Origin of the sequence: Pseudalkalibacillus hwajinpoensis, assembly GCF_015234585.1 — a bacterium.
Taxonomy (GTDB): Bacteria; Bacillota; Bacilli; order Bacillales; family Guptibacillaceae; genus Guptibacillus; species Guptibacillus hwajinpoensis_B.
This window is the reverse complement of sequence record NZ_JADFCM010000009.1, coordinates 37,602-54,917: the sequence shown is the minus strand read 5'-3', so window position 1 is coordinate 54,917 and position 17,316 is coordinate 37,602. Positions and strand designations below refer to the sequence as shown.

Sequence of the window (17,316 nt, the reverse complement as noted above, 5' to 3'; positions counted from 1 at the left end):
GCTTTTAAATGACTGTAACGAAAGGGAGGATGAAAAAAATGAATGAGATCGTTCATACAATCAACAGTCCTTACTCTGGAACAATTGAGCAAGTCGTTACACAGCCATTGGATCACGTATATGAGTGGGAAACATTGTTTTTAGTTAAGACAGTAGAAGGTAAACTTGAACAAGTTAATGTTGGGGCGAGTGGACATCTCCTTTCAATAGAAGTGAGTCAGGGAGAAGAGATTACACCTGTTACAGTGCTAGGAACATTGAGAGATGATTTGTTAATAACCGGGAGCGATTGAAGTGATAGAAACGCAACACCCTTTTCTGTATAAGCGGAAAGGGTACATAAGTAGACCGTGGGCAGTCAAATTGGAGGTAAGCGAATGAGGAAAAGCGGCAAAGAGATGACTTTTGGTTTAGCAATTATACCGTTTATAGCCATGATTATTGTGATGGGTTTTACCATTGTCGTGTTTGAAGGAAGCGCGCACATCCCTCTTATTTTAGGTGCTTTTGTATCCGCTTTCATAGCGTGGTTTGTTGGTTATAGCTGGGGTGAAATTGAATCTAGTATTTATAAAGGTATCCGTCTTTCATTGCCAGCGGTGGTTATCATCATTCTTGTCGGGATTGTCATAGGAGCATGGATTGGCGGGGGAATTGTTGCAACGATGTTTTATTATGGCTTAAAGCTCATTTCGCCTGCTTTTTTCTTAGTTTCTATTGCCGTCATTTGTGCGATTGTCTCAATTGCGACTGGAAGTTCGTGGTCAACGATGGGAACAATCGGCATTGCGGGAATGGGAATCGGAATGAGTATGGGGATTCCTTCAGGTATGGTCGCTGGGGCGATTATTTCAGGAGCCTATTTTGGAGATAAGATGTCTCCTCTATCAGACACAACGAATCTAGCTTCTGGAACGGTTGGAGCGAATTTATTCGAGCATATCAAGCATATGACGTATACCACCGTTCCGGCGTTTATCATTGCGCTTAGCGTGTACTGGTATCTAGGTACAAAGTTTTCCTCTAATAAAATTGATTTTGAGAAAATCGAATCCATTATGAAAGTGCTACAAGATTCTTTCGTTATTTCGCCATGGTTGCTTTTAGCGCCTGCACTCGTCATCGTATTGGTATCCAAAAAGGTACCCGTAATTCCGTCCCTAATGGCTGGTATTATACTAGGATTTCTAGCAGACATTTTTGTACAGGGTGGCGATGTTGGAACAGCTGTGAATACATTACAAAGCGGCTTTTCCATCGAGACGGGAAACGCAACAATCGATGAACTTTTTAATCGTGGTGGTATTGACGACATGATGTACACCGTATCACTCGTTATTTGTGCGATGACGTTTGGTGGAATACTGGAGAATACGGGAATGCTTAATGCAATCGTAACTCAAATTATTAAAATAGCGAAGACAGCGAAGGGCTTATTAACGACGACGGTGATGTCAGCATTTGCGACAAATGTTCTAACAGCAGAGCAGTATATTTCAGTCGTACTCCCAGGCAGGATGTATGTAAAAAGATATAGAGAACTAAATCTTCATCCCAAAAATTTATCACGTGCGATTGAAGATGGTGGGACATTAACTTCTGTGTTTGTTCCATGGAATACATGTGCTGTATTTATATTTGGTACGTTGGGAGTGTCTGTGATTGACTATGCACCATATGCGATCTTAAATTACCTTGTTCCTCTTCTTTCGATTGCCTTTGCATGGAGTGGTATAACAATTGCTTATATGACGAAAGAAGAGAGAATGAACTGGGTAGAGGATGAAGATAAGGTAGAGGATGTTGGATAATAGGTTAGGTATTTTAAGGAAAATATGAAAAGCAGAATCCCGTATGGATGGGATTCTGCTTTTCTATCTTTTTGGGACTCATCCACAAAGTTCAGTAAGGATCTTTTGAATCGTGTAGATGCTATCATCCTTCTTAAACTGCTTCGAGAAGGTAGGAGCCTGTGAACTGGAAATCCAGATTTTAAGCTCTGCATCAAGATCAAAGTGTCCTGCTGTTTCAATGCTGAAGTGAGAAATGCTCTTGTATAGAACAGAATGATATTCCACTTTCTTACCTGTCATGCCTTGCTTGTCCACAAACAAAAGGCGTTTGTCTGTAAAGACGATTAAATCCCTCACAAGCTTAAATGCGGCATTCACCTCTTCTGTTTCTGAAAGAATGGTAGATAGCTCTTTTTGCACATCTTCTTTCTTCATCGTTGAAGCGTTCCCCATAAATCCACTTAAAATACCCATTGTAACTCCTCCTTCACATTTGTATTATGTTCTCCCTCATATTCTAGCATAGGTAGTGCCTGTCACCACCCGAACGGGCTCGAATGCTGTCGAGCAATATATGGATAAAAGAAGAGGTTCTTGCATACGTATCGTATGATGCTCGTGATAAACTTGAGTTAGCTATACGATGAGGATTAACGGCAATTATTTATTATTTATAGGAGGGGTAACAATGCCATTTTTGAATATTAAAGATGATGTAGAGCTTTATTATGAAGATGTTGGTATGGGGCAGCCTGTGATTTTCATTCATGGCGTTTGGATGAGTAGCCGCTTTTTCAAAAAGCAGCTTCCGTACTTCAGACAAAAGTATCGTGCGATTTCTCTAGATTTAAGAGGTCATGGCCAATCCTCACACGTTCAAACAGGGCACACAGTGGCAAACTATGCTCGTGATCTGAAGAAATTTATTGACCAGCTTCATCTGAAGGACGTAATGCTAGTTGGATGGTCAATGGGGGCATTTGTAATATGGGAATACTTGCAGCAGTTCGGTGAGGATAACGTGAAGGGGACAGTTATTGTTGATGAGCTAGCATCGGATTTTAAGTGGCCAGATTTTGAAATAGGCGCATTTGATCTACCGGCACTCACCGGAATGATGAGAGAGATTCAATCGGATCAAAAAGGATTGCTTCAAGGATTCATTCCATTGATGTTTAAAAAAGATTTGTCTGAATCTGAGCTCGAGTGGATGTTAGCAGAGACAACCAAAATGCCTGCTGCCATTGCAAGCGCGATTCTTTTCGATCAATCCATCATTGACTGCCGCCCTTATTTAAACCAAATAACGAAACCAACATTACTATGTTTTGGGAAAGAGGAGAAGCTTATTCCAGTAGCAGCAGGGGAGCACTTAAATCGAGCGATCCCTAACTCGAAACTTGAATTGTTTGAAGAAAGCTGTCACTGTCCATTTATAGAAGAAGCTGATAGATTTAATCAGGTCGTTGATGAATTTATTGGAGGTTTAAATTAGTTATTGTTTATTAGTGCCTGTCACCACCCGATTAAGCTCAAATTTTGTCGAGTAGGATAATGGGATATCGTTTAAAGAGAAAGTTAAGGATTATAAGTCCTTAGCTTTTTTATTTGTTTTATTTATCTAATATTATAATAATAATCGGGAAGTAATCTTTTGAAATGTGTGGAATAATCTGAAAACTAAATAATTTTTAGGATAGTATCTTAATTTTTTCGGATTATCAGTTTTGTTGAATCCGTTTACAATTTACTTGTAAGCGCTTTTAAAACGATAAGGGGGATGGGGAATGTTGAAAAAGATAAGATCTCATAGTTTATTTATCGCTATGCTGGTCCTTGTACTGATGCTTTCGGCATGTTCAGGTGATGATACTTCAAGCGGTTCATCTGGGGGAGACGGAGATAAGGTCGAATTAACGTTCTGGAACATTTGGACCGAGCCTTCACCACAAAATGAAGCGAGTCTTAAGCAGATAGAAAAGTTCAATAAGGAACACCCTAATATTGTCATTAATCAACAGAGTATTCCACATGACCAATTTAAAGTCAAAGTTAAAACACAAGCTGCAGGTAAGCAGTTACCAGATCTAGTTCAGGTTTTTCCTGGAGCAGAACTTAAGCCTCTAGTAGATGGGAAACTCGTTCAACCAATTGATAATATTTTAAGTAACTGGGACGACCTTATCAAAGAAGGGCAGCTTGGTGATTACCGCGTTGATGGTAAGCAGTACGCACTCCCAGCAAATATCACACCAACAAGCCTTGTGTATTATGACAAGGATATGCTTAAGGAAGCTGGTTATGATGAGTTTCCACAAACGTATGATGAGTTTAAAAAGTTAATAAAAACACTTAAATCAAATGATACAATTCCGATTGCACTTGGTAACAAAGCGCAGTGGGTATTACAGTCTTCATATATCAGTACGATTGGAGACCGCATGACAGGCAGTGAATTCCTGTCAGAAGTACTAAATGGGGATAAGAAGTTTACGGATGAAAAGTTTATTGATGCAGTAAACGTGATCAAGGAGCTTTCCGACATGGAAGCATTCAATGAAGACTTCAACTCGATCGATAACATCCAGCATCGAGATTTATTTGCTATGGGTGACGCAGCTATGATGATCGATGGAGCATGGTCTCTTGGACCACTTCTTGAATCTGTACCGGATAAGAATATCGGTATCGCCCTGTTCCCTCAAATTGATGGTGGGGAAGGAGATCCCTCAGCAGTTTCTGCTGTAACGGGTACTGGTATCGCATTGAATAGTGAACTTGAAGGCGAAGATCTTGAAGCGGCACAGGAATTTTTGAAAAGCTTCTATTCTGAAGAATACTATCAAAATCTTATGAAAGCAGACATTCTAGTTGCAGCGGATATTGAACCGCCTTCTGACATCAGTCCACTCCTTAGAGAAGTTTCTAAGCTGACAAATGGTCAAATCGCGCCTGTATATGATGCGACCCTTCCAACTGACGTGACAGATACTATTAACTCTGGTTTACAGGAAGTAACACTTGGCACGATGACACCTGAGGAACTAGCGAAACAGCTTCAGAAAGCTGTTGAGAAGAGTAAGTAACGGTTAGAAGGAAATCAGGTCTTTAGAAACTTGGTTTCCTTCTTTTTTTCAAAGGAGGAGAGTTATGCATCTGTTAAGCAGAAGTAAATGGCCTGCATTTGTGGGGTTAGCCCCGGCGTTTCTTATCTATATATTGTTTGCAATCGTTCCGATACTCATCTCGTTCTACTACTCTGTCATGAGGTGGGACGGGTTCACCGAAATGGAATTTGTTGGCCTGGCGAACTTCCAGGAAGCCCTTACGGATCCGATTTTTTGGCAATCTCTCAAAAATAATCTATACGTTGTCGGAGCATCTGTATTTGGACAGATTCCGATCGCCTTATTTATTGCCCTCTTATTGAATAGAAAGATCAAAGGTGGGAAATTTTTCAGAACTGTTGGCTTTATGCCAGTCGTTATTTCTACGGTCATCATCTCGTTAGTGTGGGGAATGATGTACAACTCAAGAATAGGGTTATTCAATCAACTGCTCGAATCTATTGGCCTTGAATCTCTTACTCAGAACTGGCTAGGTGACCCGAAGTGGTCAATGATATCGGTTTGTATTACGATCATCTGGCAGTTCGTAGGTCTTTATCTCATTATCTTTCTCGCTGCACTTCAGAACATCCCGGAGGAAATATATGAAGCAGCTAGAATTGATGGAGCTTCTGGTTTAAAGCAAACGTTCTATATTACGCTGCCGATGATGTGGGACTCGATCATTGTTGCAGTCATTCTATGTATAAGCGGAAGCCTACGAACGTTTGATTTAATTTACGTTATGACTTCTGGGGGACCAGGACATTCTACTGAAGTTATGGCGATGTATATGTTTGAACAGACATTTTCTTCTACTCGCTACGGGTATGGGAGTGCGCTTTCTTTGTTTATCTTCTTCTTTAGCCTGGCACTCGTCTATCTGTCTACGAGAATTCTACGAAGAAAGTCAGTTTGATCGGATGGGAGGAATCAAGACATGGCTGAGACAGCTTATCGAAAGCAGACAAATGTTAATTATCAGGATAGTAGATTAAAAGCTAGAAAGGTCTCGAAAAAGACATTGATTTATATTTTATTACTGATGTATGCGTTGATGAATGCTTATCCTATTCTCTGGATGGTACTGAATTCATTCAAAAGCAATACTGAATTCGCAGAGAACCCTATCTCTTTCCCGGCAACGTGGTTATTTGAAAACTATAAGACAGCATGGGAAACAGCTAGGTTAGATACTTATTTTCTAAACAGTATCATCGTTTCTGTTATCGCGGTCGCTGTAACCGTACTTGCGGGTGCGCTTGCTTCTTATTTTCTTTCACGCTTTGCGTATAAATGGGGCAAATACATGTATGCGTTCTTTGTATTTGGGATGCTTATTCCCATTCACGCCACACTTGTACCGATGTTTCTTCTAATGAAAAACCTTGGATTGTTAAATACACACGCGGGTCTCATATTGCCTTACATCGCTTTCAATCTTCCGATCACGATATTTATACTCGTAAGCTTCATGAAGGCTTTTCCAAAGGACATCGAAGAATCAGCGATCATGGATGGCTGTGGTGTGTTTCGAATCTTCTGGTCTATTATTCTACCGATGACAAAACCAGCACTGGCCACAGTGGTTATTTTGAATTTTATCAATAACTGGAACGAGTTCTCCTTTGCGCTCGTATTGATTAACGAAGATGCGCTTAAGACGCTGCCATTAGGATTAGCGAATTTTGCAGGTCAATATACTACAAATTACGGAGCACAGATGGCAGGGCTAACGCTCGCGATTATACCGACCATCATTATTTATATGATTTTAGAAGAGCATCTTGTAAAAGGGATGACAGCTGGCGCAGTGAAAGGATAAGCTTTAAAGTAAACGTCAACATGAGAGGTAGATGACATGAAGCGATTGCTGTCCTTTTCCGGTTGGAAACTTCATTGGAAGTTCTTTTTCATCTTTTTCACCCTTGTATTAGTTCCGATTCTTGCTTTCAGTCTCTATATTTATTCGGAAGCGAATCAGGCGATTCAGCTTCAAGCTGTTAATAATACAAGAGGACATCTCGAGAAAATAGACCAGAATATTTCTGCATTCACTAGTGATATTGAAGATATCTCATCTTACATGATTTATAGCGAAGATATCCGCTCCTTCCTAAGAACGGAAGAGTCGCCCGGTAACCGTACGTATTTAAACGATTTGGAACGCAGAATTACTGGTTTTACTACGTTTCATCTTACGTCTAAATTTTATTTACATTCGATTTCATTGTCATCTGTTAACGGCCATCACCTGGATATGGGCACCCCTCTTAAAGAAAATCAGGAGGACGTCTGGAAAGTGAAGGCGGAGGAGTTTGCTGGCAAACCTTACTGGAGCGATGCTTATAAGATTCGTGACGCGTGGGGGCGTGATCGAAAGGTCGTGAGTTTATTTCGTGTTATCAATGATGTTAATAACGTGTCGCTTCCGCTTGGAATGGTTACGATTCGCTTTGATGCATTAAAATTCTATGAACTGATCGATACTGACTTTAAGAATTTAGAGACGATGTTCGTTTTAAATCACCATGGGCAAGTCGTGATGCATCCAGATGAGGACATGATCGGTAAACCTTATCCTGATGAGAATATTGTAAAAGCTATTATTCGTAACGGTGATAAAAATAGCACACTCCAATATGAGAGAGACGATGTGAACTATACTATTGTTACGCAGCCAGTTGCTGGGGCGGATCTTGTCATCCTTGGGGCAGTTAATGAGAAGAGTGTTGCCGAGGGGATCACTAGTATACAACAGTCGATTTTAATCATGATGATCGCGTTGACACTTTTTGGATTACTCGCGATCTTTGGTTTTTACTACTTTAATATCCGAAGAATCCGTGATTTAACGAGGGAAACTCGACAGTTAGAGCGTGGGGACTTTTCTGCGAATGTATCTGTAGGATCAAGTGATGAAATTGGGTTATTAGGAATGAGGTTTAACAAAATGGTTGAGCGTTTACGCTATTTGATCGACAACGAGTACAAGATGGAGCTAAGAAATCGTGAGTCAGAACTCAAGCTTCTGCAAAGTCAGATCAACCCCCATTTTCTCTACAATACATTGGATATGATTCGCTGGACGGCACGCTTAGAGAAAGCGATGGAGACTAGTAAACTAATTGAACAATTATCGAAGATGTTCAGAATTAGTTTGAATCGGGGGAAACCATGGATCACATTAAAAGACGAGCTTACCTACAGTCAGGGGTATTTAGATTTACAAAAAAGACGTCTTGGGAAAAAACTTCAGTACACCCTTTATTGTGATCATGCCGCGATGGGGTCCATCATGCTAAAGCAAACGATCCAGCCATTAATAGAGAACAGCCTTCATCATGGATTTGAAAATATGAGGACGGAGAGGAAAATCTATATTCGTTGTTTTCGGGACGACCAGGATCTGGTGATCGATGTACTGGATAATGGTAAAGGCTTCGGAGAAGGAACTACGATGGAAAGCATTCAATCTGGATATGCGCTGAAAAATATACAAGATCGGCTACTCATTGCGTTCGGATCAAGAGCTTCTCTGACGATTGAAGACAAACCTTCGCCTGGAGCCTGGGTCAGAGTGAGATTCCCCTATCTTGAAACAGAAGAAGAAATTGAAGTCTGGAAAAGTGCAGGTGAATGATATGAATCTCAAAGTGTTGATCGTTGATGATGAACCAATTATTTGCGAAGGTTTAAAAAATACTGTGCCCTGGGATGAAATGGGGGCTGAAGTGATTGGAGAGGCCTATGACGGTGAAGAAGCACTTGAGGTGATTGAAGCAAATGATGTGGATGTCGTTTTATCCGATGTGAAGATGCCCATTATGGACGGACTTGAACTAGCGGGTGAGGTGTACAAGCGCTATCCATCGATTCGGATGATCATAATCAGTGGATATGATGAATTCGAGTATGCGAAGCAGGCTATGAAACTTGGGATTAAAGATTATTTACTTAAGCCTGTTGATATCGATGAGCTGATGGAATTGATCATCTCCATTAGAAACGAGACCGAACACTTTAAAAAACAAGAGTGGGAAAGTGGCGCCAAGCAGATTCTCTCTTCACTTGCTACAGGTCAGGAGCTGAGTTATTTACCAGGAAGTGTGAAAACAGCAATTTCTGGAGGGATTCAGTTAGTTGGAAGTGAGATTCAACACTTCTCGAATGTTGTAAGTAACTGTTCATCGATGGAAGAAATCGAACTTAAGAAACAATGGATGAAAGAGTTAAGCAAGGCGATGAGTGAAAGAGGGATAAGAAACGTTTCGATCGTAGTGGGAGAAAACAGTCTTCTTACATGCTGTGGAGGAGCTTCCTTCAGTGAGCATAAGAGTCTCCTTGAGCAAACGTCTCGAAAGTTGGGATTCTCGCTAAACCTAACGATCTCTCATGAGGCAAAAACAGCTGATACTCTTCAACGACAGTATTACTTATTAAACGAAGCGATGAAAGCTCAGGCTTTTCATAGTGGTGAGGTGCTTGAAGTGGAAGCTGTTCTTCATCAAGTAAACATCCCTTTTTCACTAGAACCCTTTGAGAAGGATGTGAAACAACTACATAGTGAAGAAGAGTACGAGGATTTTAGTGTGCGTCTTTTACAAACGTTTAAACAAAATCGCTGGTATCTTGAAAATATCGTGCGATCTTTAGAAGATTTCGAGAAAAAAATATTCAAAGAATTTTATCCGGAGATCAATGTGAATCTACATGGCAAATTGAATGTTGGAGTTCATAACTCGTATGAGCAGCTGGGAAAGCTCTTTTATCAAGATCTTATCGCGTATGGAGCCTACCAGGAGACGACGGCAAATGAAGGTTCACGCTGGTTGATCAGGAAAGCGCTTTCTTATATCGAAGAAAATTATGGCCATGATTTGAAAGCTTCTGAGGTAGCGGATGTGATCAATGTTTCTCCTAATTATTTTAGCCAGCTGTTTAAACAGGAGACGGATCTTCACTTTAATGATTACCTACATGAAATTCGAATTGGAGAGGCAAAAGTGCTCTTGAAGGAAACGCCTTATCGTGTATTTGAAATCGCTCAGATGGTAGGATACCGCGACTATAAGTATTTTGTTCATAACTTCAAAAAAGTCTCGTCCATGACGCCTACTCAATATAGAAGTATTATTTTTCAAAAGAGTAAGGCGCATGGAGAAAGGAATGGATTATGAAACTTAGTAGCGAATGGAAATTACAGTGGTTTGAAGCGGGAGAAAAGAATCCGCTCGAATTAGCAGCTCCTTACTATATCGATCATTTTTGGATGACGACAGCTGTACCGGGAGATGTTCATTCTACTCTTATCGATAAGAAGTTAATTAAAGATCCTTTTATCGGTCATAATGACCTGGATTGTCGCTGGGTAGAGGAGAAAGAATGGTGGTATCGTACATCTTTTAGCTGGGACGAGTCTTTGTCTAAAAGTGAGAAGCTTGAACTGGAATTTGAAGGTCTGGATACTTTCGCAACTGTCTATCTGAACGGACTGGAAATAGGAAGTACCGAGAATATGTTTATCGAGCACTCCTTTGACGTGAGTAGAGCGATTAAACAGGGGAAGAATACGCTTGCTGTTCGATTCGATCCAGTGACTGAAGAGGTGGAAGGGAAAGAGCGTGATTATTGGTGTAGCTATGGTAAGGAAAGGATTTGGGCTCGAAAAGCTGCAATGAACTTCGGATGGGACTGGGGGCCGCGACTCGTTACGACTGGTATCTGGAAAGCTGTTCATCTTCACAAGCGAACGAAAGGGAAGTTTGACGGTGTGTTCGCTAAAACCATTAAGGCGAATGAGGAAAAGGCTCTGGTTGAAATTAAAACAGACATCAAGTCCTTTTATCCATTTCATACAGAAAACTTACGAATTGAAGCAGAGCTGCTTACAGCTGATGGTGCAGAGGTATGTTTTGTTAAGTCAAATCTGACGACACTACACCTTGAAATCGATCATCCTACGCTATGGTGGACGCATGATCTTGGTGAACCATATCTTTATGAATTGAACGTGAAGTTGAAAGATGAAGACGGTACCGTGGTGGATGAACATTCTCAGCAGTTTGGCATTAGAACGGTTACTGTTGAGCAAAAACATGAAAATGGGGAGAACCTCTTTGTTTTTAATTTGAATGGTGTTCGCTTATTTGCTAAAGGTGCGAACTGGATACCGGTTCATAGTTTCATAGGTGCAGCGCGGAATGATCGATATTCGAACCAGTTGGAATTAGCGAAAGACGCTCACATGAACATGATGCGAGTATGGGGTGGGGGTATTTATGAAAAAGATATCTTCTACGAAGAGTGTGATCAATTGGGGCTCTTAGTCTGGCAGGACTTTATGTTCGCTAATGCGCTTTATCCAGATTATAACGAAAACTTCATGGAGAATGTACGAAATGAAGTAAGTAAGGTTGTGAAGCGTTTAAGAAAGCATACGTGTCTAGCTCTATGGTGCGGAAATAATGAAATTGATTGGATCTATGATCGTAAACATTCCGATGGTGAGATCAAGACTCCTTTCTATGGTGAACAAATTTATCATAGCCTTATCCCGGAAATACTGAAGAAGCTGGATAACACCCGTCTTTATTGGCCGAGTTCACCATTTGGAGGAAATGATCTGGACGCTGAGGAAATGGGAGATCGTCATAACTGGCAAGTCTGGCATGGAAATGTTGAACCAAGAAAAAAAGGGGAGGCTGTTGTTCAGGACATTTCTCTTGAAGGTGTTTCATTTAAGAATTATAAGAAAGACTACACTCGTTTTTCGAGCGAATTTGGAATGCATGCATCTTCTAACCAGTTCACATTAAAAAGCTACATTCCTGAAGGTGAATTTTATTGGAAAAGTGATGAAATGTCTTATCGAAATAAGGACCATTTTCATGAAAAAGGAATACTCCTTATGGAAGGTTATACTGGCGTACCGGAAACGATCGATGAGTATATGAATTACTCTATGTTGACTCAGGCAGAAGGACTAAAGTATGGAATCGAGCACTATAGAAGGCAGAAACCATTTACAGCTGGCGCATTAATCTGGCAGCTTAATGATTGCTGGCCAGGTACAAGCTGGTCGATGATCGATTATGAGCTCCTACCGAAGGCTTCCTATTATTATGCTAAGAAATTCTTTGCTCCTGTTATGGCGGTAATTGATCATGATCCAGGAGAGTCATTAAAACTCTCTGTTATAAATGATCGGCTGACTTCTATTAAAGATTCACTTAACGTTGACGTAGTAGGATTTAATGGGGAAGTGGTTTTCTCAAGATCACTCGACTTTTCAGTGGAAAGCAATTCGGTAACAGAATTAGCTGTCTTAACTGAAGAAGAAGTGCTAAATGGTGCATCTGCTTCTGAAGTAATTGTTAGAGCGTATGCAGCGACTGGCTCTTTCGAAGAAAATCGTTACTATTTAAGAGATTATAAAGACATGAACTATCCTGCTGCTGTAGTGGAGATTGAAAATAACGAGGCCGAGAACACGCTAACGCTAAGCTCACGAGAGCTAGCGAGGTTCGTGAAAGTGGACTTTAATCAAAGCGGCGTAACGTGCTCAGATAACTTTTTTGATCTTCTACCTGGGGAATCCAAAACGATCAATCTCCGTCAATTGAATGGAGAGGCGATTCAGTTTGAAGGGATTTCCGTGAGTTCTATGAATAGCAGAAAGACAATACCCGTTAAAGAACTTCAGAGATAATGTATTGACTCCCCCCTAGAACTAACAGGTCGGGTGAGGTTCTTTTAATACGAGAGGAGAGAGAGAAGTTGGCAAACATCACTCTTCAGCTTTATTCACTGAAAGAAGAAGCCGAAAAAAATTTTCTTGGCATGATCGAACGTGTTGGTGATATGGGATACGATGGCGTCCAATTTGCGGGTTTTTTTGATGCCTCAGCAGAACAAGTTCGTGAAAGCTTAGATAAGAAGGGATTAAAGCGTGCCGGTTCACATGTGGGCATTCATCAGCTAGGAGAAGAGCGACTTGAGGAACTCTTCTCCTATCATGAAGCGATCGGTGAGCATTTACTGATTTGTCCTGCCTTACCGGAAGAAATGAGGAAAACAGCCGATGACTATAAGCGTTCGGCTGAAAAGCTAAACCGTATAGGCGAAAGCTGTAAGAATGCAGGATTTGAATTTGGTTATCATAACCACGCTTTTGAGTTTACGGATATGGGCGAAGGTACTGGCTTCGATCTTTTGTTTAAAGAAACATCCAAAGATCTAGTGAAAATGGAATTGGATTGTTATTGGGCAGCCTATTCGAGTCATGATCCTCTTCAAATCATTCAGACTTACCAAGATCGAATCGTCTCGTTGCATATTAAAGATATGATAGGAGATGGCACGAAAAGGTCAACTGAAGTAGGTAAAGGAATGATTGATTATCCTGGGCTGATGCGTGAAGCGGATAAGGTCAACATCGATTGGTTCACTGTAGAACAAGAGAAATTCGACGGGAACCCATATGATAGTCTTGTAGAAAACTTGGGAGCATTGAAGCGCTTTTCTACTAATGAAAGAGGTGGGACAGGTTGAAAATGATGTTCAGATGGTTCGGTGAAGGAAATGATACGGTGCCATTGCGCTATATCAAACAAATCCCTGGTACTGAAGGAATCGTTTGGGCACTGCATGATCTCCCTGCTGGAGAAGAATGGCCTATGGAAAAGATAGAGGCAGTGAGAAAACAGGCCGTTGATAGCGGATTATCTAATGAAGTTGTAGAAAGTGTCAATGTACATGAGGCGATCAAATTAGGTCATTCCGATCGAGACTACTATATTGAAAACTATAAAAAGACGATAGAAAAGTTAGCAAGCGTTGGGGTGAAAGTGATTTGCTACAATTTCATGCCTGTGTTTGACTGGTTTCGAACCGATTTAAAAAAACGGTTAAAGGATGGGTCGACGGCTCTTTTCTATGAGCATGAGAAAGTAACTAATATGAATGTAAGGCAGATCGTTAAGCAGAATGCGGATGATCTTGATTTTCACATGCCCGGTTGGGAACCCGAGCGCTTAGGAGAATTATCCACTCTGCTTGATTCCTATCAGGGCATTACAGAGGAAGATCTTTTTAGCAATTTGCATTATTTTCTTAATGCGATTATTCCTACGGCAGAAGCAAATGGCGTGAAAATGGCGATTCATCCGGATGATCCGCCTTGGTCTATCTTCGGTTTGCCGAGGATTATCACGAATCGAGAAAATATATCTCGCATGCTGAAGATGGTCGACAGTGCCTCGAACTGCCTGACATTTTGTAGTGGCTCTCTTGGAGCGAATCCAAAGAATCATCCCGGCAAAATAGTGAGAGAGTTTGCTGATCGAATTGCGTTCGCACATATCCGCAATGTGAAAACCGAGGACAACGGAGACTTTATAGAGGCTTCCCATCGAACTCAAGATGGATCTATTGATATTTATGATGTAGTAAAGGCTCTTCATGAGAGTGGCTATAAAGGGTACGTGCGTCCGGATCATGGGAGACATATATGGGATGAAGTTTGTCGCCCTGGTTATGGTTTATATGACCGAGCACTTGGAATCATGTATTTGCTTGGAGTTTGGGATTCATTAAACCGTATTCCGAGTTTAAAAGAGAAATGAAATTTATTTACAACAAAATAGATGGAGAGGCTTGCATACAAAGTAGCTAAAAAATTCAAACATCATACCGCTTATTTCACATGGAGGGAGAGACAATAATAAAGTCCTCTTTTTTTTGAACATTCGTTTCGAATTTTTATTCGGTGTCATTATGATTGAATCAAAAATATAAAAAAGGGAGAGTTTCTGATGATTAAAGTTTCGCATCATTCAACTGTAAAAGAAGAAAAGGCGGTATTGTCAGATTGGAAATTCAGACAGACTGAAGGAGAGGAATGGCTTCCAGCAAAAGTTCCAGGATGTGTCCATACCGATCTATTAAAGAACAATCTTATTTCAGATCCTTTTTACGGTGAAAATGAACTGGATCTGCAGTGGATCGATAAAAAAGATTGGGAATATGAGACTTCCTTCGACGTACCTGCAGAACTGCTGAATAAAAATCAGATCGAAATCGTGTTCGATGGTCTGGATACTTATGCGGAGGTCTTTCTTAATGATGAACATCTACTATCTGCCGACAATATGTTTCGTTCATGGAAAGCAAATGTAAAGCCGTTCGTCAAAGAAAAGGGAAACGTACTTCGGATTCATTTCAAATCTCCGATCCAAACGGATCTTGAAAAGCTCGAAAAACAGGGGTATAACTTTCCGGCCGTTAATGACCATTCTGAAGATGGCGGTGTAGGCGATAAGAACTTAAGTGTGTTTGCTAGAAAAGCGCCGTATCACTATGGATGGGATTGGGGTCCTCGCTTTGTTACGAGCGGAATCTGGAAGGACGTTCATCTTCGCGGATGGTCTGAAGCTAGAATAGAAGACTTGTCGATTTTTCAGAAAAATGTAACCGCTTCAGAGGCTGATTTGACTGCTCTTGTAGAGATTGAGGCTGAGGAAGAAGGAGAACGAGAACTAAGAATTCAAACTGAAGAAATCGAGCTGATTCAAACCGTACAATTACAGAGTGGCATGAATGAAGTAAGTTTAGATATGAAAGTTCAGGATCCGAAGCTATGGTGGTCACGGGGACTTGGCGATCAGAATATGTATGAGTTCATAGCTGAAATTAGAAAAGACGGATCTCTTGTTGCTGGGAAAACAACGCGAACTGGTTTACGATCGATTAAGGTGATTAGAGAAAAAGACGATGAAGGAAAATCATTCTATATCGAGTTAAATGGTGTTCCGGTATTTGCGAAAGGTGCAAACCATATTCCGAATGATAGTTTTGTAACTGAAGTTACGCTTGAACGATACCGACATGAAATCCAAAGTGCAGTTGAAAGTAATATGAATATGCTTCGGATCTGGGGCGGAGGTATTTACGAATACGATGCGTTTTATGAGCTATGCGATGAATATGGAATTCTTGTCTGGCAGGATTTCATGTTTGCTTGCAGCATGTACCCGGGTGATGAAGCATTTCTAAAGAATGTGAAAGCTGAAGCGATAGAGAACGTGAAGCGACTTCGCAATCATCCGAGTATCGCACTCTGGTGTGGGAATAACGAGATCGATACTGCCTGGTCTGCCTATGATGAAGATGGTGGTTGGGGATGGAAACAGCAGTATTCTAAACCGATCCAGGATGAAATCTGGCAAGCGTATGAAGATGTTTTTCATACCATTCTACCTGAAGCGGTAGAGAACCATATGCCAGGTGTCTACTACTGGCCATCTTCACCGATGAGTGATTGGACAGGTGATAGTCGTCAGCATACTAGCAATACATCTACTAGTGGAGATATTCATTATTGGGATGTCTGGCATGGTTTAAAGCCTTTCGAAGAGTATAATCACCATGTTGGTCGTTTTATGAGTGAATACGGTTTTCAATCGTTTCCGGAACTGAAGACTGTGGAATCATACGCTGGAGAAGGAGATATGGCTCTCGATTCTAAGGTCATGCTGCACCATCAGAAAAATGGGCGAGGAAATTATTTAATCAAAGAATACATGGAGACCTATCTCCCAGAGCCTAAAGATTTCCCCTCATTTCTTTATATGAGTCATGTTCTTCAAGCAGAAGGAATCAAGACAGCAATTGAAGCTCACCGAAGAAAGAAACCTTACTGTATGGGAACTCTGTACTGGCAAATGAATGATTGCTGGCCAGTGGCATCATGGTCAAGCATGGATTATTACGGTAACTGGAAAGCTCTTCAATATTATGTGAAGCGAAGTTTCCAGGATATAACGCTCTCAATAGATGGTACTAATCGCACCAAAATAGATATTCATATTATTTCAGATATATTAAGTGAAATGAAGGGTTCGATTCGCATGAGTTTGTCGACTTTCGATGGAACGTTGCTTCGTGAATGGAATGAGTCATTCGCATTAAAAAGCAACTCTGCAACTAATTTTGTTACATTAGAGACTGAAGAAGTAATTGAGAATCGTGACCCTAATAACATAGTGTTCAAAGCTGAACTTGAATTAGAAGGTGAAATCATAGATGCAAAATATCATTATTTTACATCAGTGAAAAACCTTTCACTTTGTAAACCTAATTTAAAAATAGAAGAGGTTTCCACATCTTCAGGGAAGCACTACACTTTGGAAACAAATACACTTGCTAAGCAGGTATATGTAACAAGTGATTTGGAAGGAATCTTTACGGATAATTACTTTGATCTCATACCTGGAGAGCAAAAAAGAATTGAATTTCTAACTCGATCAAAAGATCAAGGTTTTACAAAAGGGATTGCGGAGGGAATAAAAGTTCATTCGATGTCCGATTTTATAAAAGAATAGGAGTGATTATACAACCCTTTATATACTAATGTG

Annotated in this window: 13 protein-coding genes; 12 read left to right on the top strand and 1 reads right to left on the bottom strand. The window is 40.6% G+C overall.

Features of this window, described 5'->3' with window-relative positions; genetic code table 11:
- Positions 1-38 precede the first annotated feature (38 nt).
- Both IQ283_RS22420 and nhaC read left to right on the top strand, forming a co-directional pair.
- Complete coding sequence (locus IQ283_RS22420) at positions 39-293, top strand: hypothetical protein (RefSeq protein WP_194222384.1); 255 nt, start codon at positions 39-41, stop codon at positions 291-293.
- Positions 294-377: 84 nt separating this feature from the next.
- Positions 378-1,811: a Na+/H+ antiporter NhaC gene (gene nhaC, locus IQ283_RS22415; protein ID WP_194222383.1), complete on the top strand. Its 1,434-nt coding sequence runs from the start codon at positions 378-380 to the stop codon at positions 1,809-1,811.
- A gap of 78 nt (positions 1,812-1,889) precedes the next feature.
- On the opposite strand, the gene IQ283_RS22410 is transcribed toward nhaC, so the two are convergent.
- Entirely contained in the window at positions 1,890-2,267 is a 378-nt protein-coding gene (locus tag IQ283_RS22410; RefSeq protein WP_194222382.1) for a PH domain-containing protein, read from the bottom strand.
- A 214-nt stretch (positions 2,268-2,481) separates the two neighbouring features.
- Between IQ283_RS22410 and IQ283_RS22405 the strand changes: the two genes are divergently transcribed.
- The 10 genes from IQ283_RS22405 (at position 2,482) to IQ283_RS22360 (ending at position 17,283) form a co-directional block, all read left to right on the top strand.
- Positions 2,482-3,288, top strand: a complete 807-nt coding sequence (locus tag IQ283_RS22405) for an alpha/beta fold hydrolase (RefSeq protein ID WP_194222381.1) — start codon at positions 2,482-2,484, stop codon at positions 3,286-3,288.
- Between the two features lie 292 nt (positions 3,289-3,580).
- Positions 3,581-4,879: an extracellular solute-binding protein gene (locus IQ283_RS22400; RefSeq protein WP_194222380.1), complete on the top strand. Its 1,299-nt coding sequence runs from the start codon at positions 3,581-3,583 to the stop codon at positions 4,877-4,879.
- A 64-nt stretch (positions 4,880-4,943) separates the two neighbouring features.
- Entirely contained in the window at positions 4,944-5,819 is an 876-nt protein-coding gene (locus IQ283_RS22395) for a carbohydrate ABC transporter permease (protein WP_194222379.1), read from the top strand.
- 21 nt (positions 5,820-5,840) lie between these two features.
- Positions 5,841-6,725, top strand: a complete 885-nt coding sequence (locus tag IQ283_RS22390; RefSeq protein ID WP_194222378.1) for a carbohydrate ABC transporter permease — start codon at positions 5,841-5,843, stop codon at positions 6,723-6,725.
- 36 nt (positions 6,726-6,761) lie between these two features.
- Positions 6,762-8,543 carry a sensor histidine kinase gene (locus IQ283_RS22385; protein ID WP_194222377.1) on the top strand — a complete coding sequence of 594 codons (1,782 nt, stop codon included), beginning with the start codon at positions 6,762-6,764 and terminating at the stop codon, positions 8,541-8,543.
- Position 8,544: 1 nt separating this feature from the next.
- Positions 8,545-10,080 carry a response regulator transcription factor gene (locus IQ283_RS22380; RefSeq protein ID WP_194222376.1) on the top strand — a complete coding sequence of 512 codons (1,536 nt, stop codon included), beginning with the start codon at positions 8,545-8,547 and terminating at the stop codon, positions 10,078-10,080.
- Entirely contained in the window at positions 10,077-12,611 is a 2,535-nt protein-coding gene (locus IQ283_RS22375; RefSeq protein WP_194222375.1) for a beta-mannosidase, read from the top strand. The genes IQ283_RS22380 and IQ283_RS22375 overlap by 4 nt, the downstream gene beginning before the upstream one ends.
- A 68-nt stretch (positions 12,612-12,679) precedes the next feature.
- Positions 12,680-13,453, top strand: a complete 774-nt coding sequence (locus tag IQ283_RS22370) for a sugar phosphate isomerase/epimerase family protein (protein WP_194222374.1) — start codon at positions 12,680-12,682, stop codon at positions 13,451-13,453.
- Positions 13,450-14,526, top strand: coding sequence for a mannonate dehydratase (gene uxuA / locus IQ283_RS22365; protein WP_194222373.1), 1,077 nt, complete (start codon positions 13,450-13,452; stop codon positions 14,524-14,526). The genes IQ283_RS22370 and uxuA overlap by 4 nt, the downstream gene beginning before the upstream one ends.
- A 189-nt stretch (positions 14,527-14,715) precedes the next feature.
- Entirely contained in the window at positions 14,716-17,283 is a 2,568-nt protein-coding gene (locus IQ283_RS22360; RefSeq protein WP_194222372.1) for a beta-mannosidase, read from the top strand.
- Positions 17,284-17,316: the final 33 nt, after the last annotated feature.

What these genes read in the sequence shown, in the direction of transcription:
- IQ283_RS22420 (WP_194222384.1), top strand. Translation starts at nt 39, where the DNA reads ATGAATGAGATCGTTCATACAATCAACAGTCCTTACTCTGGAACAATT.
- nhaC (WP_194222383.1), top strand. Translation starts at nt 378, where the DNA reads ATGAGGAAAAGCGGCAAAGAGATGACTTTTGGTTTAGCAATTATACCG.
- IQ283_RS22410 (WP_194222382.1), bottom strand. Translation starts at nt 2,267, where the DNA reads ATGGGTATTTTAAGTGGATTTATGGGGAACGCTTCAACGATGAAGAAA.
- IQ283_RS22405 (WP_194222381.1), top strand. Translation starts at nt 2,482, where the DNA reads ATGCCATTTTTGAATATTAAAGATGATGTAGAGCTTTATTATGAAGAT.
- IQ283_RS22400 (WP_194222380.1), top strand. Translation starts at nt 3,581, where the DNA reads ATGTTGAAAAAGATAAGATCTCATAGTTTATTTATCGCTATGCTGGTC.
- IQ283_RS22395 (WP_194222379.1), top strand. Translation starts at nt 4,944, where the DNA reads ATGCATCTGTTAAGCAGAAGTAAATGGCCTGCATTTGTGGGGTTAGCC.
- IQ283_RS22390 (WP_194222378.1), top strand. Translation starts at nt 5,841, where the DNA reads ATGGCTGAGACAGCTTATCGAAAGCAGACAAATGTTAATTATCAGGAT.
- IQ283_RS22385 (WP_194222377.1), top strand. Translation starts at nt 6,762, where the DNA reads ATGAAGCGATTGCTGTCCTTTTCCGGTTGGAAACTTCATTGGAAGTTC.
- IQ283_RS22380 (WP_194222376.1), top strand. Translation starts at nt 8,545, where the DNA reads ATGAATCTCAAAGTGTTGATCGTTGATGATGAACCAATTATTTGCGAA.
- IQ283_RS22375 (WP_194222375.1), top strand. Translation starts at nt 10,077, where the DNA reads ATGAAACTTAGTAGCGAATGGAAATTACAGTGGTTTGAAGCGGGAGAA.
- IQ283_RS22360 (WP_194222372.1), top strand. Translation starts at nt 14,716, where the DNA reads ATGATTAAAGTTTCGCATCATTCAACTGTAAAAGAAGAAAAGGCGGTA.